Origin of the sequence: Leucobacter sp. CX87, from assembly GCF_018682295.1 — a bacterium.
GTDB lineage: Bacteria > Actinomycetota > Actinomycetes > Actinomycetales > Microbacteriaceae > Cx-87.
Window position 1 is genome coordinate 163,111 of the sequence record NZ_JAFIRI010000005.1, and the last position, 23,164, is coordinate 186,274.

Below are 23,164 nucleotides of genomic sequence, written 5' to 3' on the forward strand. Positions count from 1 at the left end.
TCGGTGGGGTCTTGGGATATCCTGGCCAATATGACTGACGACCTCGAGCGAACTGATCTAATCCCGGGGCTCTTGAGCGTTGTCGTTCCTATCGGACGGGTCGATCAGTGGCTGGACGAGGCAATCGCATCGGTCCTCGACAGTGATGCGGCGAACTTTGAGATCATTACCGTTTTTAACAACGGAGCCGAAGTCCCGACAGGTTGGGTGTATGCCAAAGACGAGCGGGTCCGAGTGCTCTCCACGACAGCCTCGCTCGGTCCAGGGGGTGCTGGCCAGGCGGGGATTGATGCCGCGCGAGGCGAGTATCTCGTCTGCTTGGATGCTGACGATGTCATGCGCCCGGATCGGCTCAGACTGCAACAGGCGTGGCTTCAGGGGAACCCGGAAACGGTTCTCGTCAGTTCACAGGTGGACTGGATCGACGAGCGCAGTCGAAGGATTGGCAAGTTTGCCTTGCCCCAAGGGGTCGATGTTCGTCCGCAGCTGGTCAAACTCAATGTCGCGCCGCATTCGTCCTGGATGGCACGCATGTCCGCGGTGCGCTCCGCTGGAGGGTACGACCTCACCATGAATCAGATGGAGGACTACGACCTTTTACTAAGGCTGGGTCTGCTGGGCCCGATCGCGGTGCTCCCGAAGACGTTGACCGACTACCGGCTTCATGCCGCTCAGCTCAGCCGCGCGGTGCTCCCCAATGGGCGCTACGTTCGCATCATTGCGCGACAGCGCCGGGCGTTGGGCGTGACGCTTGGGTTGTCCAGAGCACGCATCTTTCGTGCGCGGGTCTGGTGGGAGGCCCAGCAGTGGATGATGTACGTCGGACGGCGAGTCCGCGGATGAAGATCGCATTTGTCGTCAACAACTTTCTGCCGAAGGTTGGAGGGATGGAGTACCACATTGCCTCTCTCGCGGAACAACTCGTAGCGCGGGGGCATGAGGTTATTGTGCTCGACCTTGGAGCGCGTTCAGGTACACGGACGTTGCGCGGGTTCGAAGTGCACACGTTCCGAGAAACCCCCCAAATCGGCGGGGTGCTCGGATTCCCGCTGCCGGGTACTCGCCGCAGAATCACGCGATACTTGAGATCACGAGGGGTGGACATTCTTTCGACCCACACCAGGTTTTTCCCGATGAGTTTTGTCGGGCTCCGAGTGGCGAAGCGCCTGGGAGTGCCAGTTGTTCACACGGAACATGGAAGCGACTATGTCGCGAGCCGCTCAAGGATCATTTCGGCGGCGAGCCGAATGGTTGACCGCACATTTGGGAGAGCGGTGCTGCGCGGGGCGAATCGTGTCCTCGGGGTGTCTGAGGAGGTCTGTGCCTTCGTTGAGCGGCTTGCAGGTGTCAAGGCTCAACTCTTCTACAACGCCATCACCCTGTACGAACGTCCGGCAGAGGAGGCCCTGAGTCGACCGGAGCAGTTTGTGTTTGTGGGGCGAATTGTCCCGGGAAAGGGCTGGGGCGACTATCTGGAGCTCCTTCGCAGGCTCCGGGCTCGGGGGTATCAAGTGCGTGGCGAAGTTCTTGGCGATGGAGCCGATATGCGCGCGCTGATGGATTCAATCACCGAACTTGCGCTCGGAAACGACGTGAACGTTCGCGGACGGATCGATCCGTCCGAGGTTCGTGACGTGCTTCGCGGCGCAACGCTCGTGAACCCGACTGTGCTTTCCGAGGGGTTCCAAACGACCCTTCTTGAGGCGATTGCGGAGGGGGGCAGAGTGCTGACATATCCGGTTCCCGGTGCGAAAACGCTCCTTGATGAGGGGGCTCCAGTGCGCATTGCACGTCAGCGCAATGTTCTCGCGCTTGAAGAAGCTGCCATTGCTTTGCTGGAGGAGCCTCCAGAACGAGCTTCGCCCGAGCTTATTGAGTCCTGGACGTGGACTGCCCGAGCGGATGAGTACTTGGACGTATGTGGCCAGCTGCTGGGGCGTGCGCCGAACTCGTTGTAGCTAGGGCCGCGTGCGAGAGGACAATTCGTCCTCTACTCGCTCCAGGCGATTGTCGAGCAACGCAACCTGTTCGGCCAGTGTCCGCGACCGGTTCTCGGCTCGGGTAAGCTCGCTCGATTGCTGAAGGCACACGAGGAAAAGCACAACAATGCTCAGGAAGAACACGAGGTTGATTGGAGCTTCCACTCCGATCACCTGGGCAGCCGAGTTCAAGATGTCGGGAAAAATCCCGACGACAAGGCCGATGATGCCTGCCGTCAACCACCAGAGCGTGTGCCGTTCGCGCAGCTGGCCGCGGCGCAACATTTCAAAAACAGATACCAGGACCAGTAGGGCTGCCCCAATTCCCAGTAGATAGCTTGCGAGTGTCATGCGTTGAGGCTTGCCTTTGGCTTGGGTCGAAGAAATGCGATAGTGAGCGCGAGGAGGGCGCGGAAGAGGTAGATCGCTGAGCGACTCGGGTTGTGTGACGGAGTTCCGCCTGCCCGTTCACGCATTGCTACTCCTCGCTGGCCGAAGCGTAGTCCAGCGTGATGCCCGATTACGAGGGCCTCGACGGTGTCTCCGAGGTACTCGACCGGAAAATTTCGAGCAAAGACCTGGATCGCGCGGGGCCCGTGGGCTTTGAAACCGGAGGTGGTGTCGGTGAGCTCGGTACCGAGGGCGCGACTGAGAGTGCTCGACAGAAATCGCATTGCCCATTTTCGTGGGCCACGGACTTCGTAGTCACCAGAACCCGCGAACCTTGCGCCAATAACGACGTCGTAGCCAGCGAGCGCGGAGACGAGCGCCGGAACGTCAGCGGGATTGTGCTGACCGTCGGAATCCAGTTGCACGGCAACCGTATAGCCATGCAACTTTGCGTACTGAAACCCCAGCCGCATCGCGCCACCGACACCGAGATTGAACGGCAGCGCGAGGGCAACTGCCCCTGCCGTCTTTGCAAGGCCTACGGTGTCGTCTGTCGACCCATCGCTCACAACGAGTATGTGCGCCGAGGGCAATGTCGATCGAACCTCGGCAATGACCTCTGAAATGACCGCTGCCTCGTTAAACGCGGGCATCACGATCAATACGTGATCCAGAGATGAGTCCATGTGAACATACTATTTGTCGTTGGACCGCATCGCGCGGGCCCCCCGAGCATGCGAACTGCGCGACTTCCCGCGAGAATGGACCTTGTGGATCCTGATACGACGCTCTCTCCCCGCATCTCCGTCGCCCTCGGCAGCCATAACGGCGAGCAATTCATCGGCGAACAGATCGCCTCGATCCTCGTGCAGACGCGGCCCGTCGACGAGCTTGTGCTGTCGGATGATGCGTCTACGGATCGAACCGTAGAGATTGTCGAACGAGCCGTTGCCGCGCACCGAGAGAAAACCGGTTCCGCGCCGAACCTAATTGTGCTGCGCAATGACCCGGCCCTCAGGGTCACCAAGAACTTCGAGCAAGCGCTGCGGGCGACCACGGGCGAGCTCGTCGCCCTGTGCGACCAGGACGACGTTTGGCACCCGGAGCGGATCGAGCGCCTCGCCGCGCGTTTCGATGACCCCAAAGTTCTGTACGTCTTCAGCAATGCGCGCCAGGTCGACGACGCCGGCGCGTATCTCGGTCACGACCTCTTTGAGGCGAACGGCATGAGCGCTGCGGAGCGCGCGCTCGTCGAGTCAGGCCAGGTGTACCGCGCCTTCCTGCGGCGCAACCTGGCGACCGGCGCGACCGTCATGCTGCGCCGCACGCTCGTAGACGAGGCAGTGCCGTTCCCAACAACTTGGCTGCACGACGAATGGCTGGCGGTCATCGCGGCTGCGCATGACGGCGTGCGCATGCACGACGAGTCACTGACCGACTATCGCCAACACGACAGCAACCAAGTCGGCATGCAGAAGATGACGCTGCGGCGAAAGCTCGGCATGTTCGCTCAACCCCGCACCGAGCGCAATCTGCGGCTCTATCGGCGAGCTCAAGAGCTCCCCCCGGTTCTCGAGGCGCTTCCGAACGTTCCCGCAGAGTACGTCGAGGCCGCCCGGGAAAAACTCGCCTTCGAAGAGGCGCGGCAGGCATACCCGGAAGCCCGGATCCTGCGGGCAGCGCCAATCTTCCGCCAGCTGAGGCTCGGCCGCTATAGCAAGTACGGCACGGGATTGAAGGACGCGGTGCGCAACCTCCTGCAGCCGGTGTAGCAGCGACCCAGATCACCCGCAAGCCCTTGCGGCTACCCCTCCGACAGCTGCCATACTGCGAGCATGGGTCAAAATCGCAAGAGCAACAACGATGAAGCAAACCACCTGGGGTGGACCGTGGGCCAGCGGACCTTCATCTCGCTCGACGACATCGACGAGCAGCTGCTCTCGATGCTCGAACGCGACGGTCGGACAAGCTACGCCGACCTCGCCGCCGCCGTCGGGCTGACCCCTGGTGGCGCCCGCGCCCGGGTGAAGCGACTGGAAGAAAACCGGGTCGTCAAGGTCATCGGCATCACGAACCCATACGCAGTCGGGCTGCAGTCGGTTGCTGGTCTGCAGATCGAGGTTTCGGGCGACATCGATGAGGTTGCTGACCGGCTCAGCGAGTACGACGGCGTGCGCTACGTGGTGCTGGGATCGGGCCGATTCAGCATCTTGGTCGAGGTGTACGCCGAAACACCCCAGGCCCTCTTCACGTTGATTAATCGTGAAATTCGCGAGGTGCCCGGGGTGTCCAGGATCGAGACGTTCGTCTACGACTCGGTGCACACGCATCGGCCGATCTTCCCGCTTACCGGGGCGACTGGTCCGCTATAACGAGTCCAAGCGCTCGGGCGAGTTCGGCCGACTGCTGAATGACCTCCGTCTGGTGCGCCAGGATCTCGCGAGTTGGCGACTGGCCGACGGTGATGTTCACGGGATCCTGCACGCCCGACTCGACGCCGCTCAAGGCTTCAAGGACCGCGATGCCGCAGAACGGCACATGTACGGGGGAGTACCCGCCCTCGTGCGAGAAGATGATCTTCCCGTCACAGACGTCGGCGGCGAGTCCCACGAGGCGCTCGGCCATGCCGCGGAAGCCGCCCGAGGTGACGCTCATGCGCCCGAGCGGGTCCATCGCCGACGGGTCAAAGCCGCTCGAGACGATGATGAGGTCGGGCTGGAACGCGGTGATGGCGGGAATCGTGACGTTGTCGACGACCGACCAGTAGGCGCCGTCGCCCGAGCCTGCGGGCAGCGGGATGTTGATGTTGGTGCCGAGGCCGGCGCCACCGCCCTGCTCATCGGCCATGCCCGAGTCGACCGGGAAGAGGCGATCCTGGTGCACCGAGATGGTGAGCACGTTCGGGTCTTCCCAATAGATCTTTTGCGCACCGTTGCCGTGGTGCACGTCGTAGTCAAAGATCGCGACGCGCTGCACGAGGCCGCGGGCGCGCAGCGACTCGATGGTGACGGGGACGTTGGCAAACAGGCAGTATCCGCGCCCCTGGTCGGGCTCGGCGTGGTGCCCGGGCGGGCGCACGAGCGCGTACGCGTTGTCGACCTCGCCGGCCAGCACGGCCTCGGCGGCGGCGAGCGTGCCGCCCGCGGCAAGCTTTGCGAGCTCAAACGAACCGCGGCCGAAGGGGGAGAAGCCGTCACCGGCGTCGCCTCCGGTCGTGTCGGACTGGGTGCGAATGCGCTCGATGTGCTCGGGGGTGTGCACGCGCAGCAGGTCCTCGTCGGTGACCGGGGTGGCCTTGATGCGGGTCAGGTTGTTGATCATGCCCGAGACCTCGACCAGGCTCGCCATGCGGGCCTTCGACTCTGGGCTCTCGAAGTTTGCAAGCGGTTGGACGTACCCACCGGAGGGGAATACTCCCGCGTGTGTGCCGGTGTCGTGCCAGGCGTACTGCTCGTGCCAGATGTAGCCAGTCTTTCGCGTCATTGCGATTTCCTTCCCAGAAATGAGTGGTTTTGCCGTGGGGCTGCCAAGTTGTGGCTGCCGGTGCGAGTAACGATAACTCAGAATGAGTGACAAATCACAAGTCAAATGGGTGCTCAGAATAACGAATCAACATTGAAATGGTGATTTTGTTGACGAAGTGAGGTTGGTTGTGGTCCTATAGTCAACGCTGCAGAAAGCGAGTGTGTTCTCGGGCTCTGCACGTCACCCATCACAGACAAGGGAGTCATTGAGATGAATCGCATGCGTAAAGTCTTGGGCGCAATCGCCCTCACTTCGGCGGCAGCGCTCGCCCTCGGCGGCTGCGCCTCGGGCGGGGACGCCGCTGGAGGAAGCGCCGATGGTGCCGACAGCAAAGGGGCGCTGGCGATGAGCTTTGCCGGCCTCGACATCCAGATCTGGAATGACATGCTCCCGTTCATGGAGACCGCGGTCACCGATGCGGGCTACGAATTCGTTACCGACGACCCCAAGTGGAACGCCCAGACGCAGGTGCAGGACTGGGAGTCCTGGATCGTCCGCGGAGACATCAAGGCGATTACGGGCTACCCGGTGCAGTCTGACGCGATGGTGGCCGTCACCCAGCAGGCCACCGACGCCGGCATCCCGGTGCTCGGCTACGGCAGCACTTGGGACGGGGTCCAGGGTGCCGTCGTGTTCGACCACAAGAAGGACGGCTTCGCTGCTGGCGAGGAAGCCGCGAAGTGGATCAAGGAGAAGTACGGCGACGAGCAGGTCGATGTGGGCTTCCTCGGATACCCCGACACCGACCTGGGCCGTCTGCGCGGCGAGGGCATGATGGAAGCCCTCGACGAATCAGGGCTCAATCTCAACATCAACGAGCACTCGGTGTTGAATCTCGATGACGGCTATGCCGCGGTGCAGAACCAGCTGAACGCCTTCCCCGACACGAAGGTCTGGCTGGCGATCGCCGGCGACCCGGCCCTGGGGGCCTACCAGGCGCTCACCGACGCGGGCGTCTCGCCGACCGACGAGGGCATCCTGCTCGGCAACCTCGACGTCACGGACGCTGAGCTCGAGGTCATCGGCCAGAAGGACTCGTTCTGGCGCTTCAGCTTCGGCACGAGCACCCGCGAGTTGGCGGAGTCGATTGCGCAGATGATGATCGACGCGGCTGAGGGCAAGCCGGTCGAGGATCAGACCGTCGCCGTGACGCTCGTCACCAGCGAGAACGCCGACCAGTTCCTGCTGGCAAACCAGTAGCACGGCGCGGGCGAGAGGATCACGATGGGTCAGGCAACGGAGCGGATCTCGTTCGACGGCGTCACGGTTGACTTTGGCGCGACGAGGGCGCTGGAGGACGTCACCTTTGCGGTGCGCCCCGGCGAGATCGTCGGCCTGCTCGGCCACAACGGCGCGGGGAAGAGCACGCTGTTCAACGTCACCACCGGAGTGATCGAGGCCACGAGCGGTGGCTATTCGATCGACGGCGTGCCGGTACAGGGCAAGCTCAACCCCCGCGTTGCCGCGCAGCACGGCATCACCGTGATCTACCAAGAGCCCGCGCTCGCCCCCAATATGACCGTGCTGGAGAACCTCTTCCTCGCCCGCCCGACGCTCCGTGCCGCGGAACGCCGGGAGCGGGCGAGGAAGGCCCTCCTCGCGGTCGGCGCGGACCTGCCGCTCGACATGCCGGTCGAGGCGCTGGGCCTCGGCGAGCGCCAGCTCGTCGACCTCGCGCGCGGCATGCTCGCGGGCGAGATGAAGGTGTTGCTGCTCGACGAACCCACCGCAGCGCTGGGCAAGGCCGAGACGGACGCGCTGCACGCGCTCATCCAGCGCTTCGCGGCAGAAGGGGTCGCCGTGCTGTACGTGTCACACCGCCTGCCCGACATCATGGAGGTCTGCACGCGCGTCGTGGTGCTGCGCGGCGGCAGGCTCGTCGTGGACGCGCCATCGACCGACTTCACTCCGGCGAAACTCGCCGAGGCGCTCGTGCCCGACCTGCGCTCGCTCGACTTCGAGCACGTGGCCCCCGGGGCCGAGATCCTGCGCGTCGATACGCCGGGCGGCCCGATCACGGCCCGCTCGGGCGAGGTCGTCGGGCTCTTCGGCATGGCCGGCGGCGAGCAGTTCCACCTCGCCGCGCAACTCGCGGGCGCCGCGGCCAAGGTTGCGCTGGAGTACGAGCTGTGCGGCACGCCCGCACGGTTCTCGAGCCCGGCGGATGCCATCGCCCAGCACGTGTTCTATGTGCCGCCGGACCGCGACACCGAGGGGTTGATCGGCTCGGAGACCGCCATCGACAACGTGATGCTGCCCTGGTACGGCGCCACTCGCGCCCGCGGCTGGTGGGTGTCGGCGAAGTCCGGCGCCGAGGTCTACGCGAAGGCCCGCGAGGCGCTCGACATTCGCGGCCCGCTCGGCGAGGCCGAGGTCTCGCAGTTCTCGGGCGGCAACCGGCAAAAGCACCTGCTCGCTCGCTGGCTCTACCCCTCCGAACCCACCCTCCTGATCCTTGCCCAGCCGACGCAGGGCGTCGACGTCGGCGCCAAACTCGACATCGTCGAGGCCGCGAGAGCGGCGGCCAGCCGGGGCGCCGCGGTCATCGTCGCCTCGAGCGAGTCTGACGAAATCGCCTCGATGTGCGATCGCGCCTACACGCTGCTCGGCGACAGCCTTAGCGAGCTCCCCCGCTCGGCCGCCTTCAACGAGGAACTGCTCGCCTCACTCCTTTCGCTCGGCGTCACCGCCCGCTCTTGACAGAAAGACACACCCTGATGAACACCGAACGCCTCAAGATCTTCGCCGCCAAGAACGGCATCTTCCTCGCGCTGGTCGTGCTGATCGCGGTCTTTTCCATCCTGCGCCCCAACTTCTTTACCTTCGCGAACGGCCAGAGCATCCTGATGCAGGCCGCGGAGCTCGGGCTCATCGCGATCCCCGCGGCCTTCCTCATCATGTCCGGCACGATCGATCTGTCCGTCGGCTCGATTGCCTCCGCAGCGGGGGTCATGGGTGGCCTGACGATGGCGAGCACCGGATCGGCCCTGCTCGGCTTCGCCGCGGCGATCGCCACCGGCATCGTCGCCGGCGCGCTCAATGGCTTCCTCATCTCGTACCTCGGGCTGAACTCGTTTGTGGTCACCCTGGGAGCCCTGAGCGTCTGGGGCGGCTTCGCCCTCATGATGTCGGGCGGGCGCACGATTCCCCGCTCGGACCTCCCCGAGAGCTTCCGCGCGATCGGCACCATGAAGGTCGGCCCCGTGCCGATTCAGATTGTCCTGCTCGTGATTGTCATCGCACTTGGCTGGTACGTCTTGAACCACACGAAGTTCGGCAAAGAGATCAAGGCCATCGGCGGCAACCAGCGTGCCGCGCGCCTGATGGGCGTGCGCGTCGAGCGCTCGCGCTTCCTGCTCTTCGTCGCGAGCGGCGCGTTCGCGGCGCTGGCCGGCATGATGCTCTCGGCGAAGGTGCAGTCCGCAAACCCGAACATTGGCAGCGGCCTCGAGCTCGAGGCGCTGACCGTGGTGCTGCTCGGCGGCGTCGCGTTCGAGGGTGGCGTCGGGCGCATCAGCGGTGTCGTCGCGGGCCTGCTCTTCTTCCGCGTGCTGCGCGCTGGCCTCGTCTTCATGCAGGCGTCGCCATTCCTGCAGACCATCCTGGTCGGTGCGACCCTCATCGTCGCGGTTGCGCTCGACAGCTCGATTCAGAAGATGATTCGAAAGTCGTGGGCGAGGCTCGGCAAGAAAGCGGTGACGGAACCGGATCCGGTCCCCGCCGCATAGCGGGAGGGCCGGGGCGCTAGCGCTGTGCCTCGGCCCCTGCCTCGGGCTCCGTCTGGGCGCCGACCACACGCAACCTGCCCGCGAGCTCCCACACGGCCTGCGTCAGCGGCGGGCAGTCCAGCGCGATCTCGCGCAGGATCTCGAACTCGACCTGATCGGCCATGTGCGCGTACTTCTCGCCGTCGGGCCCCGGGACGCGGCCCATGAGCCGTGTGATGTTGAACTCGGCGAGCTTCCCGTCCTGCTCGAGCAGCTCGTCGCGCAAATTGAGCACCACAATCACGTCGATGCTCGACATCTGTTCCATCGAGACCGCCGGGTCTTCTCCGTGGCGTCCCCGGGTTTCCATCATCGTGGTTCGCTCGAGGCGCGCATCAGCGCGAAGCTCGAGGAGACGCTGGGTGGTGAGGTGCATGGATTCCGTGGCCGTTCGATCGCGCGGTGGCAGTGGGCTCTATCTTGTCACGCCTCTGCTGAGCGGCCGCGGGCAATTATCTGACGGAGTGGTTGCCAGCAGTGGGGCGACTGTCGCGACTGAGGGGCACGCGCCGCCACGGCAATGCCTGCGGTTCGCCGAGCTGTGAGGGCACCTCGTAGTCGGTCTTTGACTTCACCGCGAAGAGGACGAGCAACAGCCAACCGCCCTCCACCAGGATCCTGCTCTCGGTGAGCGACTGCACCAGCAAGGCGATCACGATGAGGAACGGGAACAGCGCCGACGTGGCGTAGGGCAGCGGCGCGCCGTGGCCACGCCGCGGCTGGTCGATGGCGCGGAACCAGACGCGCCACACGGTCAGGAACACCAGAATGGCGAACAGGATCAGCCCGACGACGCCGAGCTGGAGCCAGACATCGAGCCACGCGTTGTGCGCGCTCATCACCTGGATGCCGGCCTTCTTGTCGAGGCTCTTGAACGGTTCCGCCCAGGGCGCCCAGTAGCTGACCCAGCCCCAGCCGAACCACGGCTTCTGGGCCGCGAGGTCCGCGACCTTCTGCCAGGTTTCCATGCGGCCCGTGAGGTCGCCGCTCTTGCCGAGCAGCCCGAACACGAAGTCGCGAGCGAAGAGCGTCGCGGTGGCGGCGATCACGATCAGCGCGGTGCCGGTCGCGTAGAGGGGTACCCGTCGCTCGGGGCCAACCCGCCTCGCCCAGAGTGCGAAGAGCAGGGTGACGACGACCGCGGCGAGGGCGACCGTGACGGTGGCTCCGCGGGTGAGCGCGATGGTGAGGAACGCGATCGCCAGCCAGAACCAGCCGGCGACGGGGCGCACGAGCCCGGCGCGCAGCTGCACGGCGAACACGATGACGCCGAGCAGGCCGAGGAAGCCGAGCAGGACGGAGCTCGCGACGAGGCCCTGGATGGGGCCGCCGCTGAACAGCAGGTCGCGACTCCAATACAGCAGCGGCGACACCTTGCCCTCGGGCGCGTCCATCCACCACGGCAGGAGCGGCTCGCGCACAAAGATCGCGACCCAGAGTTCGAAGAGGAGCGAGAGGCCGAGCAGGAAGCGCAGGGCGGTGCCGAGGGTGCGCAGCACCTCGTGCCAGGTCAGCGTGAAGGCCAGCACGAGGGCCAGCAGCGTGGTCGAGAGCTGCGCAAGATTGCCGAGCAGCGTCTCGGGGCGATACGCAGACCACGCCACCGAGACGAGCGCGAGGGTGAGAAAAAGGGTCAGGGGCGCCGGCAGGCGATACCAGCGAAAACGCTCGGGCTTGCGTGCGATCATGATCCAGAGCCCGATGCCGACCAGAGCGACGCCTACCGCGAGGAAACCGGGCCAGCCGAGGGCGTTGCGCACGCCATTGCCGCCGAGGGTGACAAAGAAGACGGTGCCCGCGTATGCACTCAGTCCCAGTCGGGTCTTCGAATCCGCCATACGGGTAGTGTAGGCCGTGGCCACGCGCTGAAATTGCGAGGCATTGCCAAGTCCGGGAGCGCGAGTGCTGGTCTTCATCGAGAACACCCCGCTGCGCTATGCGTGGGGGTCGGCAAACGCGCTGCCCGAAATTCTGGGAGTGGCGCCCACGGGCGAGCCCCAGGCCGAGCTTTGGCTCGGCGCGCACCCGGGCAGCCCCGCCCAGGTGGCGAACGCGAACCCCGTCGTGCACACGCTGATCGACTTGATCGAGAGCGACCCCGAACGGTACGGCGTCGACGGTGCGCACCTCCCGTTCTTGTTGAAGATATTGGGCATCGGCCAACCGCTTTCCCTGCAGGTGCACCCGAACCTCGAGCAGGCCGCGCGCGGTTTCGCCGCAGAGGACGCCGACGGCGTGCCGGTCGACGCCCGCGAACGCCGCTACCGAGACGCGAACCACAAGCCCGAAATGCTCGTCGCCCTCGGCCACGGAGTGAACGCGCTCTGCGGGTTTCGGCGCCTGCGCGACGTGCGACGCGACCTCCACGCGCTCGCCCTCGTACTTTCGCCGGGCGAGGGGCGAGACCTGCTGGCCGCCTTCGCCGAACGCCTGCACGGGCGCGGCGACGCGGCTGGCGCACGGCGACAGGCGCTCGCCTGGATGTTCGACGCCGACCCGGACGTGTCGGCGGTCGTCTGGAAGACCACGGTCGCGCTCGCCGCTGCGAGCGAGCGGGCGATGGGCAGGATCGCGGAGCCGGAGGGGGCCGGCGACGAGGGCGCGCCGGTGCTCGACATCGACCCCGAGCGGGTCTCGGTGATTTCGACCATCCACCAGACTCACCCGGGTGACGCCGGGATCCTGATCTCCATGCTGTTGCACCTCGTGCGCCTCGAACCGGGAGAGGCCCTGTTTTTGGAGCCCCGGCAACTGCACGCCTATCTGGGCGGCATCGGCGTCGAGGTGATGGCCGCGTCCGACAACGTGCTGCGCGCGGGGCTCACCGAAAAGCTCGTCGACATTGACGAACTCTCCCGCGTGATGGACGCCGATCGACTGGAGTCCCCGCGAATCGAGGGGGAGAGCCCGGTGCGTGGCCTGGTCGTCTGGCAGCCGCCCGTGCCGGATTTTCGCCTGATGCGGGCCCGAGTAGGGGAGAGCGGCGAACGCGGCTTGGGCGGCTGCGCCGAGTCGATCTCGATCGAGGCGCCGTACCCGCTGGTGCTCGTCGCGACCGCTGGTCGCATCCGGGTCGAGCGCGACAGCGACACCTATCAAGAGGTCGCGGGCGTGCGCCGAGGCCAGTCCCTCTACATTTCGGCGGGCGAGCCCATCGTGCTCACGGGGGCCGGCGAGGCGTTTTTAGCGACCGTGGGCGACGGCTGGCCGGACCGAAATTCGAGCCTCAGCGTGTCGTGAATCCTCAACCCGCACTTGAGGGTTTACGATCCCCGGCTTGACTTGAGCGAATCACACGGGTGTAATTAGCAGGAGCCGATTCGCCAGACCGGCGGAATGTGCCAGATGAGAGGAAAAGGACCGCATGACTCAGCAGCACCCCGTCCCCTCAAACTGGTTTGTCGATCCGGTCGCACTCGGCGTTCCCGGTGTGCGTCGACCCGAGATCGACGACGAAGCGCTCTCCTGGCAAGGTGACGCGCTCTGCGCGCAGACCGACCCCGAGGCGTTCTTTCCTGAAAAGGGCGGTTCGACCCGCGAGGCCAAGCGCATCTGCGAGGGCTGCGAAGTGCGATCCGAATGCCTCGACTACGCGCTCGCGAATGACGAGCGGTTCGGCATCTGGGGCGGCCTCTCCGAGCGCGAACGCCGCAAGCTCCGCCGCGAGGCGATCTAACGCTTCCCGGCACGCCGTCGGTTTCGCCGCGGTGTCGGCGCTTAGGGTGAAGGCGCTATGCCTACACGAGTAACCGCCATCCTGGTCGCACAGCGCGGCAGCCACTGGCTCGACGAGACCCTTGCGGCGCTCGCGGCCCAAACCCGCCGCCCCGACCGCATCATCGCGGTCGACAATGGTGGCGGGGACGCCCTCGCCGCCCGCCTGAACGCGGCCGCGGTCGATGGGGTGGTCTCGACCGGCAGCAAGCTGTCCTTCGGCCGGGCCGTCGCGCTCGGCGTCGCCGCAGCGGTCGGCGCGCCCCCCGCTGCGGGAGCCCCGCACCAGGCCGGTTCACCCTCCGAGAGCGACTGGATCTGGCTCTTGAGCGAGGACTCGGCGCCCGAGCCCCAGGCGCTCGCGAACATCATCGCCGCGGTGCAGCGCTCCCCATCGGTCGCGATTGCCGGGCCGAAGCTCGTCGACTGGGAACACCCCGAGCGCATCATCGAGCTCGGGCAGAGCCTCACCCGCACGGGCAGCCGTTGGAAGCTGCGTCGGCAAGAACTTGATCAAGAGCAGTACGACCACCTGCAGGACACCCTGGGCGTGGGCCCCGTCGGCATGCTCGTGCGCCAAGACGTGTGGATGCGCCTCGGCGGTTTTGACCCTGCCCTCGCCGTCTACGACGACGGGCTCGACCTCAGCGTGCGCGCCCGCCTGGCCGGGTTCCGCGTCATCGTCGCCCCGCACTCGCGCATCCGCTTCGCGCAAATCGGCGTCGCCGGCCCGCACATCGATCGGCGCCGATCCGTCCTTCGCACCGCTCACCGGCAGGCCCGCACCTCCGCCCTGCACCGCCGCCTCGCCTACGCGCCCGCCGCGCTCGTGCCGTTCTATTGGATTGCGTTGCCGTTCATCGGGGTCTTGCGCATGGTGTGGGCGCTGCTGCGTGAGCAGCCCGGCAACATGCTGGGCGAGCTCTCCGCCGCCCTCCGGGTGTTCTTCCGCCCCGGGGCGGTCGCGCGCGCGCGACACCGAATCAAACAGGATCGGTCAGTCGGCTGGGACGCCGTACGCCCCCTGCGTGTCGACCCGAAGTCGGTGCGCACCGCGCGCATGATCGATCGCGAGGCGCTGCGTGCGGCCCAGGGTCGCACCCGCCCCGAGCTGCACTTCGTCTCGACCGGAGGGCTCGGTGTGCTGCTGGGCGCCCTGGTCGCCGCCGCGGCCCTGTTCTGGTGGCTGCTGGGCACCGACGTCGTGAGCGGCGGCGGCATCGCCCCGCTGAGCGACAGCGTCGCTGAGCTGTGGCGGAACACGCAGTGGACCGCCGAGGGCCCGGCCGACCCGTACGCATGGGTGCTGGCGACGCTCGGCACGCTCACGTTCTGGAACCCGAGCCTGTCGATCGTGCTACTGCTCGCGCTCTCGATTCCGCTTGCCGCGTTCGGCGGCTGGCACTGGGCCGCCCGCGTGACCGAGCACCCCGCTGGTCGCGCGATCGGCGCGGGGGCCTGGGCCCTGAGCCCCGTGCTGCTCGGCTCGCTCGACGCTGGCCGACTGCCCACGGTGATCGTGGTCATCGCGCTGCCGTGGCTGCTGATTGCCGCGTCGCGCGCACGTGAATCGTGGAGCTGGGCCGGCTCGGCCTCGCTGCTCGCCGGCGTCGTGCTCGCCTGCGCGCCCGCGCTCATCCCCGCCGCCATTGTGCTGCTGATCGTCGGGGCCTGCACCTCGCCGCGCGGGTTGAGCAAGGTGTTCTCGATCGCGCTCGTCCCCCTCGCGCTGTTTGCGCCGCTTGCCCTGCACGCGATCCGCACGGGTCGACCGCTCGACTTGATGCTCGACCCCGGCCTCAGCCCCGCGTTTACGCCCGGAAACCCCTGGCACCTGATGATCGGGTTCCCCGAGTTCGGGCTGCACGGCTGGGCGCCGTTGCTCTCGATGATCGGGCTCGGCAACGCGCCCACGACACTGCTGGTCGGTCTCCTGATGGCTCCGCTCGCGTTGCTCGCGGCGCTCGGCCTGTACACGGCCCCGGTGCGGGTCAGCGTCTTTGGCGCCCTGGCCGCCGGCCTCGGCCTCGCGACCGCGATCGCCTCGGCGCAGGTGCAGCTCACCTCGGTCGGCGCCGAGCCGCTCTCGATCTGGACCGGATCCGGTATCGCCCTCTTCTGGATCGGCCTCGCAACCCTCGCCGCCTCGGGGGTGAGCGTGCTGCGCAAGGCCGCCGCGCCGCTCGTCGCGGTCGCCGCCATCGGCGCCGTCCTCGCGGTGCTGCCCGTCGCCGCCCACCTGCTGCTCAAGCAGTCCGCCGTGCAGCCCGGCTCGGGGCGACTACCGGCGCTCGTCGAGGCGGCCGGCAACCTCGACCCCGAGATCGGCACCCTCGTGCTCAGCGCGGTCGGCGAGCACGCGGTCCACGCCGAGATCGAGCGCGGATCGGGCACCCGACTCGACACGGTGCGCACCGCCCGTGTGCAGCCCACCCTGTCCGCGGAAGAGCAGCGGATCGCGACCGTCGTCGGCCAGCTCGCCAGCACCGGCGGAGAGGACCTGCGCGATGCGCTGGCCGCCGAACGGATCGAGTTCGTCGTGCTGCTCCAGAACGACGACATCTCGGACGGGGCCGCCGAGCTCGAGCGCGGCACGCTGCAGGGCGCGCTCGATCAGAACGCGGCGCTGTCGAGCGCCGGAGAGACTGATTCCGGCCTGCTGTGGCGGGTCGAAGTGCCCGCTGAGCCCGTCGCCGAGAACGTGGATGCCCGTGCGCCCCTGATCGCGATGCCGTTCTGGTGGGCCCAGATCGCGATGCTCGCTGCGATGGTGCTGCTCGCGCTGCCCACAGGTGACATCGTGGAGCGTCCTGAGCGGCGCCCGCGGCGTCCCCGAAAGGGCGAACCGGGCGGCGGGGCTGTGGCGCCGGCCGCGCCCGCTGAGGGGGCGATGCCTGCTGCGCCTGCTGCGCCTGCTGCGCCCGCTACGACGGCAGCGCCGGCCGAGGCAGCGGGCGACAGCGTCAGTGCGGATGAGGCCCAGGGCGATCCTGGAGCCTCGGCCACGTCCGCACCCACACCCGTTACTGAGAACCGTACCGACTCGAAGGGAGCCGACCATGAGTGAGCGACCACAGTGGCTTCGCGCGAGTGGGCGAGCCGTCGTCGGACTGGCCATCACAGTTGTCGCGGTGGGCGCCGTCGTCGCCGTGGGCACGATCACGCTGCCGACCATCTCTCGCGGCGCGGTCGCGATGACCGTCGACACCTCGCAGGGCGCGGGGCGCGACCTGAGTTGCGCCGGACCCTTCATGGAGCTCGGCGTCGACCCCACTCGCCCCGGCGCCTCGCTGCCCACGGGCGCGGCAGAGCTGAGCGTCGCCGGCGAGCCCGGCGAGACCCGCACCCTGACGACCGAGGCTGGCGACAACGCAGCCACCGTCCTCACCGCGGCGTCCGCGGACGAACTGCTCGCGGCGGCCCAGGTGCAGCGCATCGACACCGAGAGCCTCGCAGGCATCGCCGCCAGCGCCTGCGGCGAGCCCGCCAATGAGCAGTGGCTCGTCGGCGGAGACACACGTCTCGGCACCGCGACCACCCTGACGGTGGGCAACCCCGGGGACGTCGCCGCGACCGTTCGCATCTCGCTCTTCGACGAGGCGGGCCCGGTCGACGAGGTGCAGACCGCGGGGGTGCTCGTACCGGCCGGGAGTCAACGCACCGTCTCGCTCAACGGCTACGCCCCCGATCGCGCCCAGCTCGCCGCGCGCGTGTTGAGCACCGGGGCCGCGGTCACCGCGACCCTCGGCGTCGCACAGACGCGCGACATCACCCCCGTGGGAGTCGACACCGTGATGGCGCAGTTCTCGCCCACCGAGGTGTTGGCGTTCCCCGGTGTGACGCGCACGAGCGACGACGCACAGACGGCGACCGACGCGCACGACATGGACGAGTTCCCCGTCACGGTGCGCGTGCTCGCGCCGGGCAGCGCCGACGGCACCGCCGAGATCCGGGCGGTCGACGCTGATGGGTCGTCGACGGTGGTCGGGAAGGCGACGCTGACGGCCGGGGTGGTCAGCGAGACGGTGATCGAACATTGGGACGCGACGTTTAGCGGGATTGTCGTCACCGCCGATGTCCCCGTCGTCGGTGGCGTGCGCGGCACGGCTGTCGTTGGTCGTGCGCACGACCTCGCCTGGTTCTCGCCCGCTGGCGTGATCGCAGCGGGCGTCACCGCCGCGGTTCCGGTCGTGAACGCCCCCGGGGTCTCGATGACGTTGCTCAACACCGGAACCACCGAGGTGGAGGTCGCGGTGTCGCGTCAGCCCGATGCCGGGCTGCTCGGACTCGCCAAGCCGACCCTGGTGCGGGTGCCCGCGGGGGCCGCAGTCGAGGTGCCGGTGGAGCGCGGACGGGCCCTGACCATCGTCAGCGACGCGCCGATTTACGCAGCCATCACGATGGTTGAAGGACCGGGGATCGCCACGTACTCCATCGAGCCGCCGCGCGAGCGCGCGAGCACTCTGACGGTCTACCCGCGCTAGCCGGGGTGCGGGCGGCGCGGGATCTCCCCGCGCGCCCGCGGGGCATCGCCCCGGCGAGGCCCACCTAGCCCGCGCTCACCATCCAGGTGATGCCGAAGCGGTCGCGCAAATCGCCGAAGGTGTCGCCCCAGGGCGCCGTCGCGAAGGGCTCGCGGATCTCCGCGCCCTCGGCGAGGGCGTTCCAGATCTGGGTGAGGTGCTCGAGGTCAGGACCAAAAACGCAGACCGACGAGCCGCCGGCGGCCGAGTCGGGGGAGTCGGCCATGCTCGCCGGCATGTCTGCCGCCATGAGCGTGAAGCCGTCCGCAGTGTCGAGTTGCCCGTGCATCACTTTGTCGCCTTCGTCACCCTCGCCCATCATGCCGGGGATGGAGTCGTAGCGCATGATGTTCAGCTCGCCGCCGAGTACCGACTGATAGAACTCGAGCGCCTCGCGTGCGTTGCCGCGGAAAGAGAGATAGGTGGCCAGCTGTGCGGACATGAGGGTGTTCCTTTCAGTGACTTCGTTGACACGTTCCGGGCGGACTGCGGGGACCGGTGCGGCAAGCATACGGTCCGCCACTGACAGCCGTCACTGGGTGGGCGACCCGAGTGGGGGTTCTCGGGAGTAGAGTCGCGATCGTGATCACAAGATCCACGGCACAGGGCTACAGCGCTGACGATGGGGAACCGGCTGGCGAGATATCGCCGCGGCGTCGCTCCCTGAAATCCTGGCTGCTCGCCGACACTGCGGCGGCGCCAGGAGCGCACGTCGGCCCGCACGGCCGACCGGAGGAAGCGCACACGCGGAGCTGGTGGCAGGTGATGTGCCTCACCGGCGTCGACTACTTCTCCACGTTGGGCTACCAGCCGGCGATCGCCGCGCTCGCCGCCGGAGTGCTCGCCCCGATCGCGACGGTCGTGCTCGTCATCGTGACGCTGGCCGGCGCGCTCCCCGTGTACCGGCGGGTGGCTGCAGAAAGTCCGCGCGGATCCGGCTCGATCGCGATGCTCGCTGCGCTGCTGCCCAGGTGGGGCGGCAAGCTGGTCATGCTCGCGCTGCTGGGATTTGCCGCGACCGACTTCATGATCACCATGACCCTGTCGGCCGCGGACGCGACCGCCCACCTGGTGGAGAACCCGTTTGCGCCCGTCGCGCTCAAGGGCCAGGAAGTGGTGATCACCCTCGCCTTCCTCGCCTTGTTGGGTGCCGTCTTCCTGCGCGGCTTTCGCGAGGCGATCGGCATCGCGACCGCCATCGTCGGGGTGTTCCTCGCGCTCAACATCGTCGTCGTCGGCGTCGCACTCGCCCACGTCTTCACCACCCCGCTCGTGGTGGACAACTGGTGGGTCGCCCTCACCACCCAGCACGGCGACCCCCTGCTCGTGATTGCGCTTGCGCTATTGGTGTTCCCCAAGCTCGCCCTGGGCCTCTCCGGCTTCGAAACCGGCGTCGCCGTCATGCCGCAGATTCGTGGCGGGGCGAACGACACCGTCGACAACCCCGCGGGGCGCATTCGTGGCGCACAGCGACTGCTCACCACCTCGGCGCTCATCATGAGCACCTTCCTCGTGACCTCGTCGCTGGCTACTGTGATCCTGATCCCCGCGGCAGCCTTCGAGCCGGGCGGCGAGGCAAACGGCCGCGCGCTCGCCTATCTCGCGCACGAGTTCCTCGGCGAAGGGTTCGGCACGGTCTACGACATCGCGACCATCGCGATCCTGTGGTTCGCGGGCGCCTCGGCGATGGCTGGCCTGCTGAACCTCGTGCCCCGCTTCCTGCCGAGACTCGGCATGGCGCCCTCTTGGGCTCGCGCCATCCGGCCGCTCGCGCTCGTGTTCATGGCGATCGCGTTCCTCATCACGATCGTGTTCCAGGCCGACGTGAACGCGCAGGGCGGCGCCTACGCCACCGGTGTGCTCGTGCTCATCACTTCCGCCTCACTCGCGGTGACCCTCGTCGCGAAGCAACGGAAGCAGCGCCGTGGTGCGATCGGTTTTGGCGTGATCACCGTCGTGTTCGTGTTCACGACGATCGCCAACATTATCGAGCGGCCCGAGGGCATCAAGATCGCGGGTCTCTTCATTCTCGGCATTCTCATCATCAGCTTCATCAGCCGGATCCAGCGGTCGTTCGAGGTGCGCGCAACCGAGGTGAAGTTCGACGCCACCGCACGCGAGTACCTCGACGGATCCGCCGACCGCCCGCTCCGCCTCATCGCGCACGAGCCCGCGGACCGCACGCGCGGGCGTTACCAGGCGAAGCTGCGGCACGCACGCCTCGCCAACCATCTTCCTGCGGCGGGCACCCCCGTCGGAGATGTGCTCTTCATCGAGGTGCAGCCGGGTGACAGCTCAGACTTCGAGGAGGCGCTTGACGTACACGGCATCCTCGAGCACGGTCACCGGGTGCTCGAGGTCACGAGCGGCAATGTGCCCAACACGATCGCCGCGATCCTGCTCGCGATTCGAGACGAGACGGGACGCATGCCCCACGTCTATTTCCGCTGGGCCGAGGGTCGGCCGGTCGGGAACTTCGCCAAGCTCTTCCTCTTCGGTGAGGGCCAGATCGCGACGCTCACGCGCGAAGTGCTGCGCGAGGCCGAGCCCGACATCGAGCGTCGGCCCTGGGTGCACGTCGGGTAGGGGCAGGATCCTGCTGGGTGCCGCGTTGCGGGGCGCCGAACTAGGCGGACAGTGTTTCGGCCGCGTGCGCCGCGCGCCGGCCGTCGTGCCGGATGAGCTCCCAGCCGCCGGGCGGAGTGAGGCGGTCGTGGTGCACCGCGCAGAGATCCTGGCCGTCGGGCGTGCGCTCCGGACTCAGCGGGCCGAGCGCGACGATGCGCGAGGCGTAATCCATCGTCAAGGTCGCGGCGGCGATCCGCTGGCAGGCGGGTTTCGCGCAGCGGCGATCGACGGCGGGAGCGGGAAGCGCAGGCATATATCCAGGCTATTCGAACCGCCCGTTCACGGCCCGTTCCCGCGCCGTGTGGGCGCCGGTAGACTGGCGACATGTTTGGACGAGGCCGCACGCGTGGGCACGATGCAGGGCCCGTGAGCGGCGGCGCTGGCGGGTCGGCCGGGCGCGCCTCCCGTCGGCACGGACGCCGCGAGCCGCGATCCTCGATCACCGGCCCGGGGCTCGCGAACCCCGACGCCCGCATCACCCGGTTCGAGCGGCAGGCGCGTGGCGCCCTCGACCTCCTCTTCGCGGCGTTCCCCGCCGACCTGCAGGGCGTCAGCGTGAGCTTTGTGTCGGTGCCGCGCGAGCTTGGCGACGGTGACGAGCCCCTCTTCTGGACCGTCGACCGCGACGCTCGGACGATCCTGCTCTATCGGCTGCCGATCCAGCGTGCCCGCGGGCTCCACGTCGACGACGACGAACACCGCCGCATGTTCGTGGAGCACTGCGTGTACCGGGCAATCGCCGAGTTCCTCGACCGCGACCCGTGGGAATTGCTGCCGGGGCGGTTCGACCACTTCTAAGCGCGCTCGCGCGTTGACTTCGGTGGTGCCGCGCCGCGCCGCGCCTCATCACTCGCCGCACCGCACCTCATCTCGCCTCGCCTCACGTAACGGAGGGATCCTACGTAACGGAGCCGCAGACGGGGTGTTTCGGCTCCGTGAAGTGGGATTGCTTCGGGAACTGCGACCGCGGCGGCCGCGGCGGTCGCAGCGACTATGGCGACCATGACTACCACGGCGGCGGCGGCCACGGCGGCAGGATCCTGCCGGGCCTATTGGGCCCCGAACGCACTCGCGGGCGCGCACCCCGAAAGGTCCGCGCCCGCGAGTAGGTGAGGCAGCTTAGGCAGCAACCTTCTTGGTGCCGTTGAACAGCGGGCCGAAGGCGAAGCCGGCGATGAGGCCGCCCAGGATCGGGAACACGATGAACGCCCACACCTGCGTGAGGGCCTCGCCGCCGCCGAAGACCGCGGTCGCGATCGAGCGAGCCGGGTTGATCGAGCCGTTCGAGACGGGGATCGACACGAGCAGCACGAGCATCAGGCCGAGGCCGATCGCGAGGCCGGCGAAGCCCGCGGGGGCGCGGTCCGAGGTCGCGCCCAGGATGATCGTGACGAAGATGGCCGTCGCGATCAGCTCGGTGAGGGCCACGGCGAGCAGGCCGTAGCCGCCCGGCGACGCCTCGCCCCAGCCGTTCGAAGCGAAGTTGCCGAGGTTGCCGGCCTGCGGGCTGTCGCCGAGGATGACGAAGAGCAGGGCGGCGGCGATCGTGCCGCCGATGACCTGCGCGACGACGTAGCTGAGGACGTCCTTCCACGCGAAGCGGCCGGCGGCGGCGAGGCCGAAGGTTACGGCAGGGTTGAAGTGCGCGCCCGATACGGACCCAAACGCGTAGATGCCGGTGAGGACTGAGACGCCGACCGCGAGGGCGACACCGAGGAACCCGATGTTGACGGGATTGCCGGGCTCACCGGCGAAACCGGCCGCCGTGAGCGCGGCACCGATGCCGGCAAAGACGAGGACGAACGTGCCTACAGCCTCGGCCGCGAGGCGGGCTCCGGTGCTGGGAACTGCTACGGATGTCGACATTGAAACCCCTCCGAAAAGTCGAACGTATTATGTGCTGTTTCTCAGGGTAGTGGGAGGAAGGCGGACTGTGACCATAATGGAGGCATGAGTGCACGGATTCTGGTCGTCGACGATGACAAGGCCCTGGCCGAGATGATCGGTATCGTCCTTGAAGCCGAGGGCTTCACGCCTTTCTTCTCGGGGGACGGTGCGGAGGCCATCGAGGTCTTCCGTGAGGGGCGCCCGGACCTGGTGCTGCTCGATGTCATGCTTCCGGGCCTCGACGGGATCCAGGTCTGCGAGCGCATTCGCGCCGAGTCCGGGGTGCCCATCATCATGCTCACAGCCCGCACCGACACCACCGATGTGGTGCGCGGGCTTGAGGCGGGCGCTGATGACTACGTCGTCAAGCCGTTCAACCCGGTGGAGCTGACCGCCCGCATCAAGGCCCGCCTGCGCGAGCCCCAGCAGGATCTCCCCGAGACCATTCGCGTGGGCGACCTGACGATTGACGTCGCCGCGCACGAGGTGCGCCGCGGCGCGCAGCCGATCTCGCTCACGCCGCTCGAGTTCGACCTGCTCGTCATTCTCGCCCGTAAGCCGCAGCAGGTGTTCAGCCGCGAGGTGCTGCTCGAAAAGGTGTGGGGCTATCAGTACAAGGCCGACACCCGTCTCGTGAACGTCCACGTGCAGCGCCTGCGCGCCAAGGTTGAGCTCGACCCGGACTACCCCACCATCGTCACCACCGTGCGCGGCGTCGGCTACCGCGCCGGCGCGGTGACTGACTGAACGG

22 protein-coding genes are annotated in these 23,164 nt (G+C 67.4%); 14 read left to right on the plus strand and 8 right to left on the minus strand.

The genetic code is table 11. From position 1 onward, the window contains the following. Positions 1 to 30: 30 nt before the first annotated feature. Both KOE53_RS07900 and KOE53_RS07905 read left to right on the plus strand, forming a co-directional pair. Complete coding sequence (locus KOE53_RS07900; RefSeq protein ID WP_188058064.1) at positions 31 to 843, plus strand: glycosyltransferase family 2 protein; 813 nt, start codon at positions 31 to 33, stop codon at positions 841 to 843. Then, positions 840 to 1,958: a glycosyltransferase family 4 protein gene (locus KOE53_RS07905; RefSeq protein WP_188058065.1), complete on the plus strand. Its 1,119-nt coding sequence runs from the start codon at positions 840 to 842 to the stop codon at positions 1,956 to 1,958. The genes KOE53_RS07900 and KOE53_RS07905 overlap by 4 nt, the downstream gene beginning before the upstream one ends. Here KOE53_RS07905 and KOE53_RS07910 read toward each other — a convergent pair whose 3' ends face one another. Then, positions 1,959 to 2,330, minus strand: a complete 372-nt coding sequence (locus tag KOE53_RS07910; RefSeq protein WP_188058066.1) for a DUF2304 domain-containing protein — start codon at positions 2,328 to 2,330, stop codon at positions 1,959 to 1,961. Then, positions 2,327 to 3,055: a glycosyltransferase family 2 protein gene (locus tag KOE53_RS07915; protein WP_188058067.1), complete on the minus strand. Its 729-nt coding sequence runs from the start codon at positions 3,053 to 3,055 to the stop codon at positions 2,327 to 2,329. The genes KOE53_RS07910 and KOE53_RS07915 overlap by 4 nt, the downstream gene beginning before the upstream one ends. Positions 3,056 to 3,139: 84 nt before the next feature. Between KOE53_RS07915 and KOE53_RS07920 the strand changes: the two genes are divergently transcribed. Next, positions 3,140 to 4,141 carry a glycosyltransferase family 2 protein gene (locus KOE53_RS07920; RefSeq protein WP_353055610.1) on the plus strand — a complete coding sequence of 334 codons (1,002 nt, stop codon included), beginning with the start codon at positions 3,140 to 3,142 and terminating at the stop codon, positions 4,139 to 4,141. Positions 4,142 to 4,204: 63 nt separating this feature from the next. Further along, positions 4,205 to 4,741 (plus strand): Lrp/AsnC family transcriptional regulator, encoded by a 537-nt coding sequence (locus KOE53_RS07925; protein ID WP_188058069.1) that lies wholly within the window; start codon positions 4,205 to 4,207, stop codon positions 4,739 to 4,741. Here KOE53_RS07925 and KOE53_RS07930 read toward each other — a convergent pair. Then, entirely contained in the window at positions 4,716 to 5,852 is a 1,137-nt protein-coding gene (locus KOE53_RS07930) for a histone deacetylase-like amidohydrolase (RefSeq protein WP_188058070.1), read from the minus strand. The genes KOE53_RS07925 and KOE53_RS07930 overlap by 26 nt on opposite strands. Positions 5,853 to 6,104: 252 nt before the next feature. Here KOE53_RS07930 and KOE53_RS07935 point away from each other — a divergent pair, with 252 nt between their 5' ends. Genes KOE53_RS07935 through KOE53_RS07945 form a run of 3 tightly spaced genes read left to right on the plus strand, consistent with a single transcriptional unit; the run spans position 6,105 to position 9,622 of the window. Beyond that, entirely contained in the window at positions 6,105 to 7,094 is a 990-nt protein-coding gene (locus tag KOE53_RS07935; RefSeq protein WP_188058071.1) for a sugar ABC transporter substrate-binding protein, read from the plus strand. A 24-nt stretch (positions 7,095 to 7,118) separates the two neighbouring features. Beyond that, on the plus strand, positions 7,119 to 8,594 hold the full coding sequence (locus KOE53_RS07940) for an ATP-binding cassette domain-containing protein (RefSeq protein ID WP_188058072.1): 1,476 nt from the start codon (positions 7,119 to 7,121) through the stop codon (positions 8,592 to 8,594). Positions 8,595 to 8,611: 17 nt separating this feature from the next. Further along, positions 8,612 to 9,622 carry an ABC transporter permease gene (locus tag KOE53_RS07945; RefSeq protein WP_188058073.1) on the plus strand — a complete coding sequence of 337 codons (1,011 nt, stop codon included), beginning with the start codon at positions 8,612 to 8,614 and terminating at the stop codon, positions 9,620 to 9,622. Between the two features lie 16 nt (positions 9,623 to 9,638). On the opposite strand, the gene KOE53_RS07950 is transcribed toward KOE53_RS07945, so the two are convergent. After that, a complete protein-coding gene (locus tag KOE53_RS07950; protein ID WP_188058074.1) occupies positions 9,639 to 10,037 on the minus strand; it encodes a hypothetical protein in 399 nt (132 codons plus the stop codon). A gap of 76 nt (positions 10,038 to 10,113) precedes the next feature. Continuing rightward, on the minus strand, positions 10,114 to 11,499 hold the full coding sequence (locus KOE53_RS07955) for an O-antigen ligase family protein (RefSeq protein ID WP_188058075.1): 1,386 nt from the start codon (positions 11,497 to 11,499) through the stop codon (positions 10,114 to 10,116). Between the two features lie 64 nt (positions 11,500 to 11,563). Here KOE53_RS07955 and manA point away from each other — a divergent pair, with 64 nt between their 5' ends. The 4 genes from manA (at position 11,564) to KOE53_RS07975 (ending at position 17,859) form a co-directional block, all read left to right on the plus strand. Then, on the plus strand, positions 11,564 to 12,901 hold the full coding sequence (manA, locus tag KOE53_RS07960) for a mannose-6-phosphate isomerase, class I (protein ID WP_188058076.1): 1,338 nt from the start codon (positions 11,564 to 11,566) through the stop codon (positions 12,899 to 12,901). Positions 12,902 to 13,025: 124 nt separating this feature from the next. Further along, positions 13,026 to 13,337 (plus strand): WhiB family transcriptional regulator, encoded by a 312-nt coding sequence (locus KOE53_RS07965; protein WP_188045649.1) that lies wholly within the window; start codon positions 13,026 to 13,028, stop codon positions 13,335 to 13,337. Between the two features lie 57 nt (positions 13,338 to 13,394). Further along, positions 13,395 to 16,442, plus strand: a complete 3,048-nt coding sequence (locus KOE53_RS07970; RefSeq protein ID WP_188058077.1) for a glycosyltransferase — start codon at positions 13,395 to 13,397, stop codon at positions 16,440 to 16,442. Beyond that, entirely contained in the window at positions 16,435 to 17,859 is a 1,425-nt protein-coding gene (locus KOE53_RS07975; protein ID WP_188045651.1) for a DUF5719 family protein, read from the plus strand. Before KOE53_RS07970 ends, KOE53_RS07975 begins: the two co-directional genes overlap by 8 nt. Positions 17,860 to 17,923: 64 nt before the next feature. On the opposite strand, the gene KOE53_RS07980 is transcribed toward KOE53_RS07975, so the two are convergent. Next, the gene (locus KOE53_RS07980; RefSeq protein ID WP_188058078.1) at positions 17,924 to 18,340 is read right to left on the minus strand and encodes a VOC family protein; all 417 of its coding nucleotides are present in this window, start codon (positions 18,338 to 18,340) and stop codon (positions 17,924 to 17,926) included. 323 nt (positions 18,341 to 18,663) lie between these two features. On the opposite strand from KOE53_RS07980, the gene KOE53_RS07985 reads away from it, so the two are divergent. Next, entirely contained in the window at positions 18,664 to 20,484 is a 1,821-nt protein-coding gene (locus tag KOE53_RS07985; RefSeq protein WP_188058241.1) for an APC family permease, read from the plus strand. A 40-nt stretch (positions 20,485 to 20,524) separates the two neighbouring features. On the opposite strand, the gene KOE53_RS07990 is transcribed toward KOE53_RS07985, so the two are convergent. Then, positions 20,525 to 20,779, minus strand: a complete 255-nt coding sequence (locus tag KOE53_RS07990; protein WP_188045652.1) for a DUF3499 family protein — start codon at positions 20,777 to 20,779, stop codon at positions 20,525 to 20,527. 71 nt (positions 20,780 to 20,850) lie between these two features. Here KOE53_RS07990 and KOE53_RS07995 point away from each other — a divergent pair, with 71 nt between their 5' ends. After that, positions 20,851 to 21,324, plus strand: coding sequence for a hypothetical protein (locus KOE53_RS07995; protein WP_188058079.1), 474 nt, complete (start codon positions 20,851 to 20,853; stop codon positions 21,322 to 21,324). A gap of 321 nt (positions 21,325 to 21,645) precedes the next feature. Here the strand turns inward: KOE53_RS07995 and aqpZ are convergent, their stop codons facing one another. Then, positions 21,646 to 22,392, minus strand: coding sequence for an aquaporin Z (gene aqpZ / locus KOE53_RS08000; protein WP_188058080.1), 747 nt, complete (start codon positions 22,390 to 22,392; stop codon positions 21,646 to 21,648). 84 nt (positions 22,393 to 22,476) lie between these two features. Here aqpZ and mtrA point away from each other — a divergent pair, with 84 nt between their 5' ends. Beyond that, positions 22,477 to 23,160: an MtrAB system response regulator MtrA gene (gene mtrA / locus KOE53_RS08005; RefSeq protein ID WP_188045655.1), complete on the plus strand. Its 684-nt coding sequence runs from the start codon at positions 22,477 to 22,479 to the stop codon at positions 23,158 to 23,160. The last annotated feature ends 4 nt before the right edge of the window (positions 23,161 to 23,164 follow it).

Coding starts and splice junctions, on each gene's coding strand:
- KOE53_RS07900 (WP_188058064.1), top strand. CDS start 31: ATGACTGACGACCTCGAGCGAACTGATCTAATCCCGGGGCTCTTGAGC.
- KOE53_RS07905 (WP_188058065.1), top strand. CDS start 840: ATGAAGATCGCATTTGTCGTCAACAACTTTCTGCCGAAGGTTGGAGGG.
- KOE53_RS07910 (WP_188058066.1), bottom strand. CDS start 2,330: ATGACACTCGCAAGCTATCTACTGGGAATTGGGGCAGCCCTACTGGTC.
- KOE53_RS07915 (WP_188058067.1), bottom strand. CDS start 3,055: ATGGACTCATCTCTGGATCACGTATTGATCGTGATGCCCGCGTTTAAC.
- KOE53_RS07925 (WP_188058069.1), top strand. CDS start 4,205: ATGGGTCAAAATCGCAAGAGCAACAACGATGAAGCAAACCACCTGGGG.
- KOE53_RS07930 (WP_188058070.1), bottom strand. CDS start 5,852: ATGACGCGAAAGACTGGCTACATCTGGCACGAGCAGTACGCCTGGCAC.
- KOE53_RS07935 (WP_188058071.1), top strand. CDS start 6,105: ATGAATCGCATGCGTAAAGTCTTGGGCGCAATCGCCCTCACTTCGGCG.
- KOE53_RS07940 (WP_188058072.1), top strand. CDS start 7,119: ATGGGTCAGGCAACGGAGCGGATCTCGTTCGACGGCGTCACGGTTGAC.
- KOE53_RS07945 (WP_188058073.1), top strand. CDS start 8,612: ATGAACACCGAACGCCTCAAGATCTTCGCCGCCAAGAACGGCATCTTC.
- KOE53_RS07950 (WP_188058074.1), bottom strand. CDS start 10,037: ATGCACCTCACCACCCAGCGTCTCCTCGAGCTTCGCGCTGATGCGCGC.
- KOE53_RS07955 (WP_188058075.1), bottom strand. CDS start 11,499: ATGGCGGATTCGAAGACCCGACTGGGACTGAGTGCATACGCGGGCACC.
- KOE53_RS07965 (WP_188045649.1), top strand. CDS start 13,026: ATGACTCAGCAGCACCCCGTCCCCTCAAACTGGTTTGTCGATCCGGTC.
- KOE53_RS07970 (WP_188058077.1), top strand. CDS start 13,395: ATGCCTACACGAGTAACCGCCATCCTGGTCGCACAGCGCGGCAGCCAC.
- KOE53_RS07975 (WP_188045651.1), top strand. CDS start 16,435: ATGAGTGAGCGACCACAGTGGCTTCGCGCGAGTGGGCGAGCCGTCGTC.
- KOE53_RS07980 (WP_188058078.1), bottom strand. CDS start 18,340: ATGTCCGCACAGCTGGCCACCTATCTCTCTTTCCGCGGCAACGCACGC.
- KOE53_RS07985 (WP_188058241.1), top strand. CDS start 18,664: ATGTGCCTCACCGGCGTCGACTACTTCTCCACGTTGGGCTACCAGCCG.
- KOE53_RS07990 (WP_188045652.1), bottom strand. CDS start 20,779: ATGCCTGCGCTTCCCGCTCCCGCCGTCGATCGCCGCTGCGCGAAACCC.
- KOE53_RS07995 (WP_188058079.1), top strand. CDS start 20,851: ATGTTTGGACGAGGCCGCACGCGTGGGCACGATGCAGGGCCCGTGAGC.
- aqpZ (WP_188058080.1), bottom strand. CDS start 22,392: ATGTCGACATCCGTAGCAGTTCCCAGCACCGGAGCCCGCCTCGCGGCC.
- mtrA (WP_188045655.1), top strand. CDS start 22,477: ATGAGTGCACGGATTCTGGTCGTCGACGATGACAAGGCCCTGGCCGAG.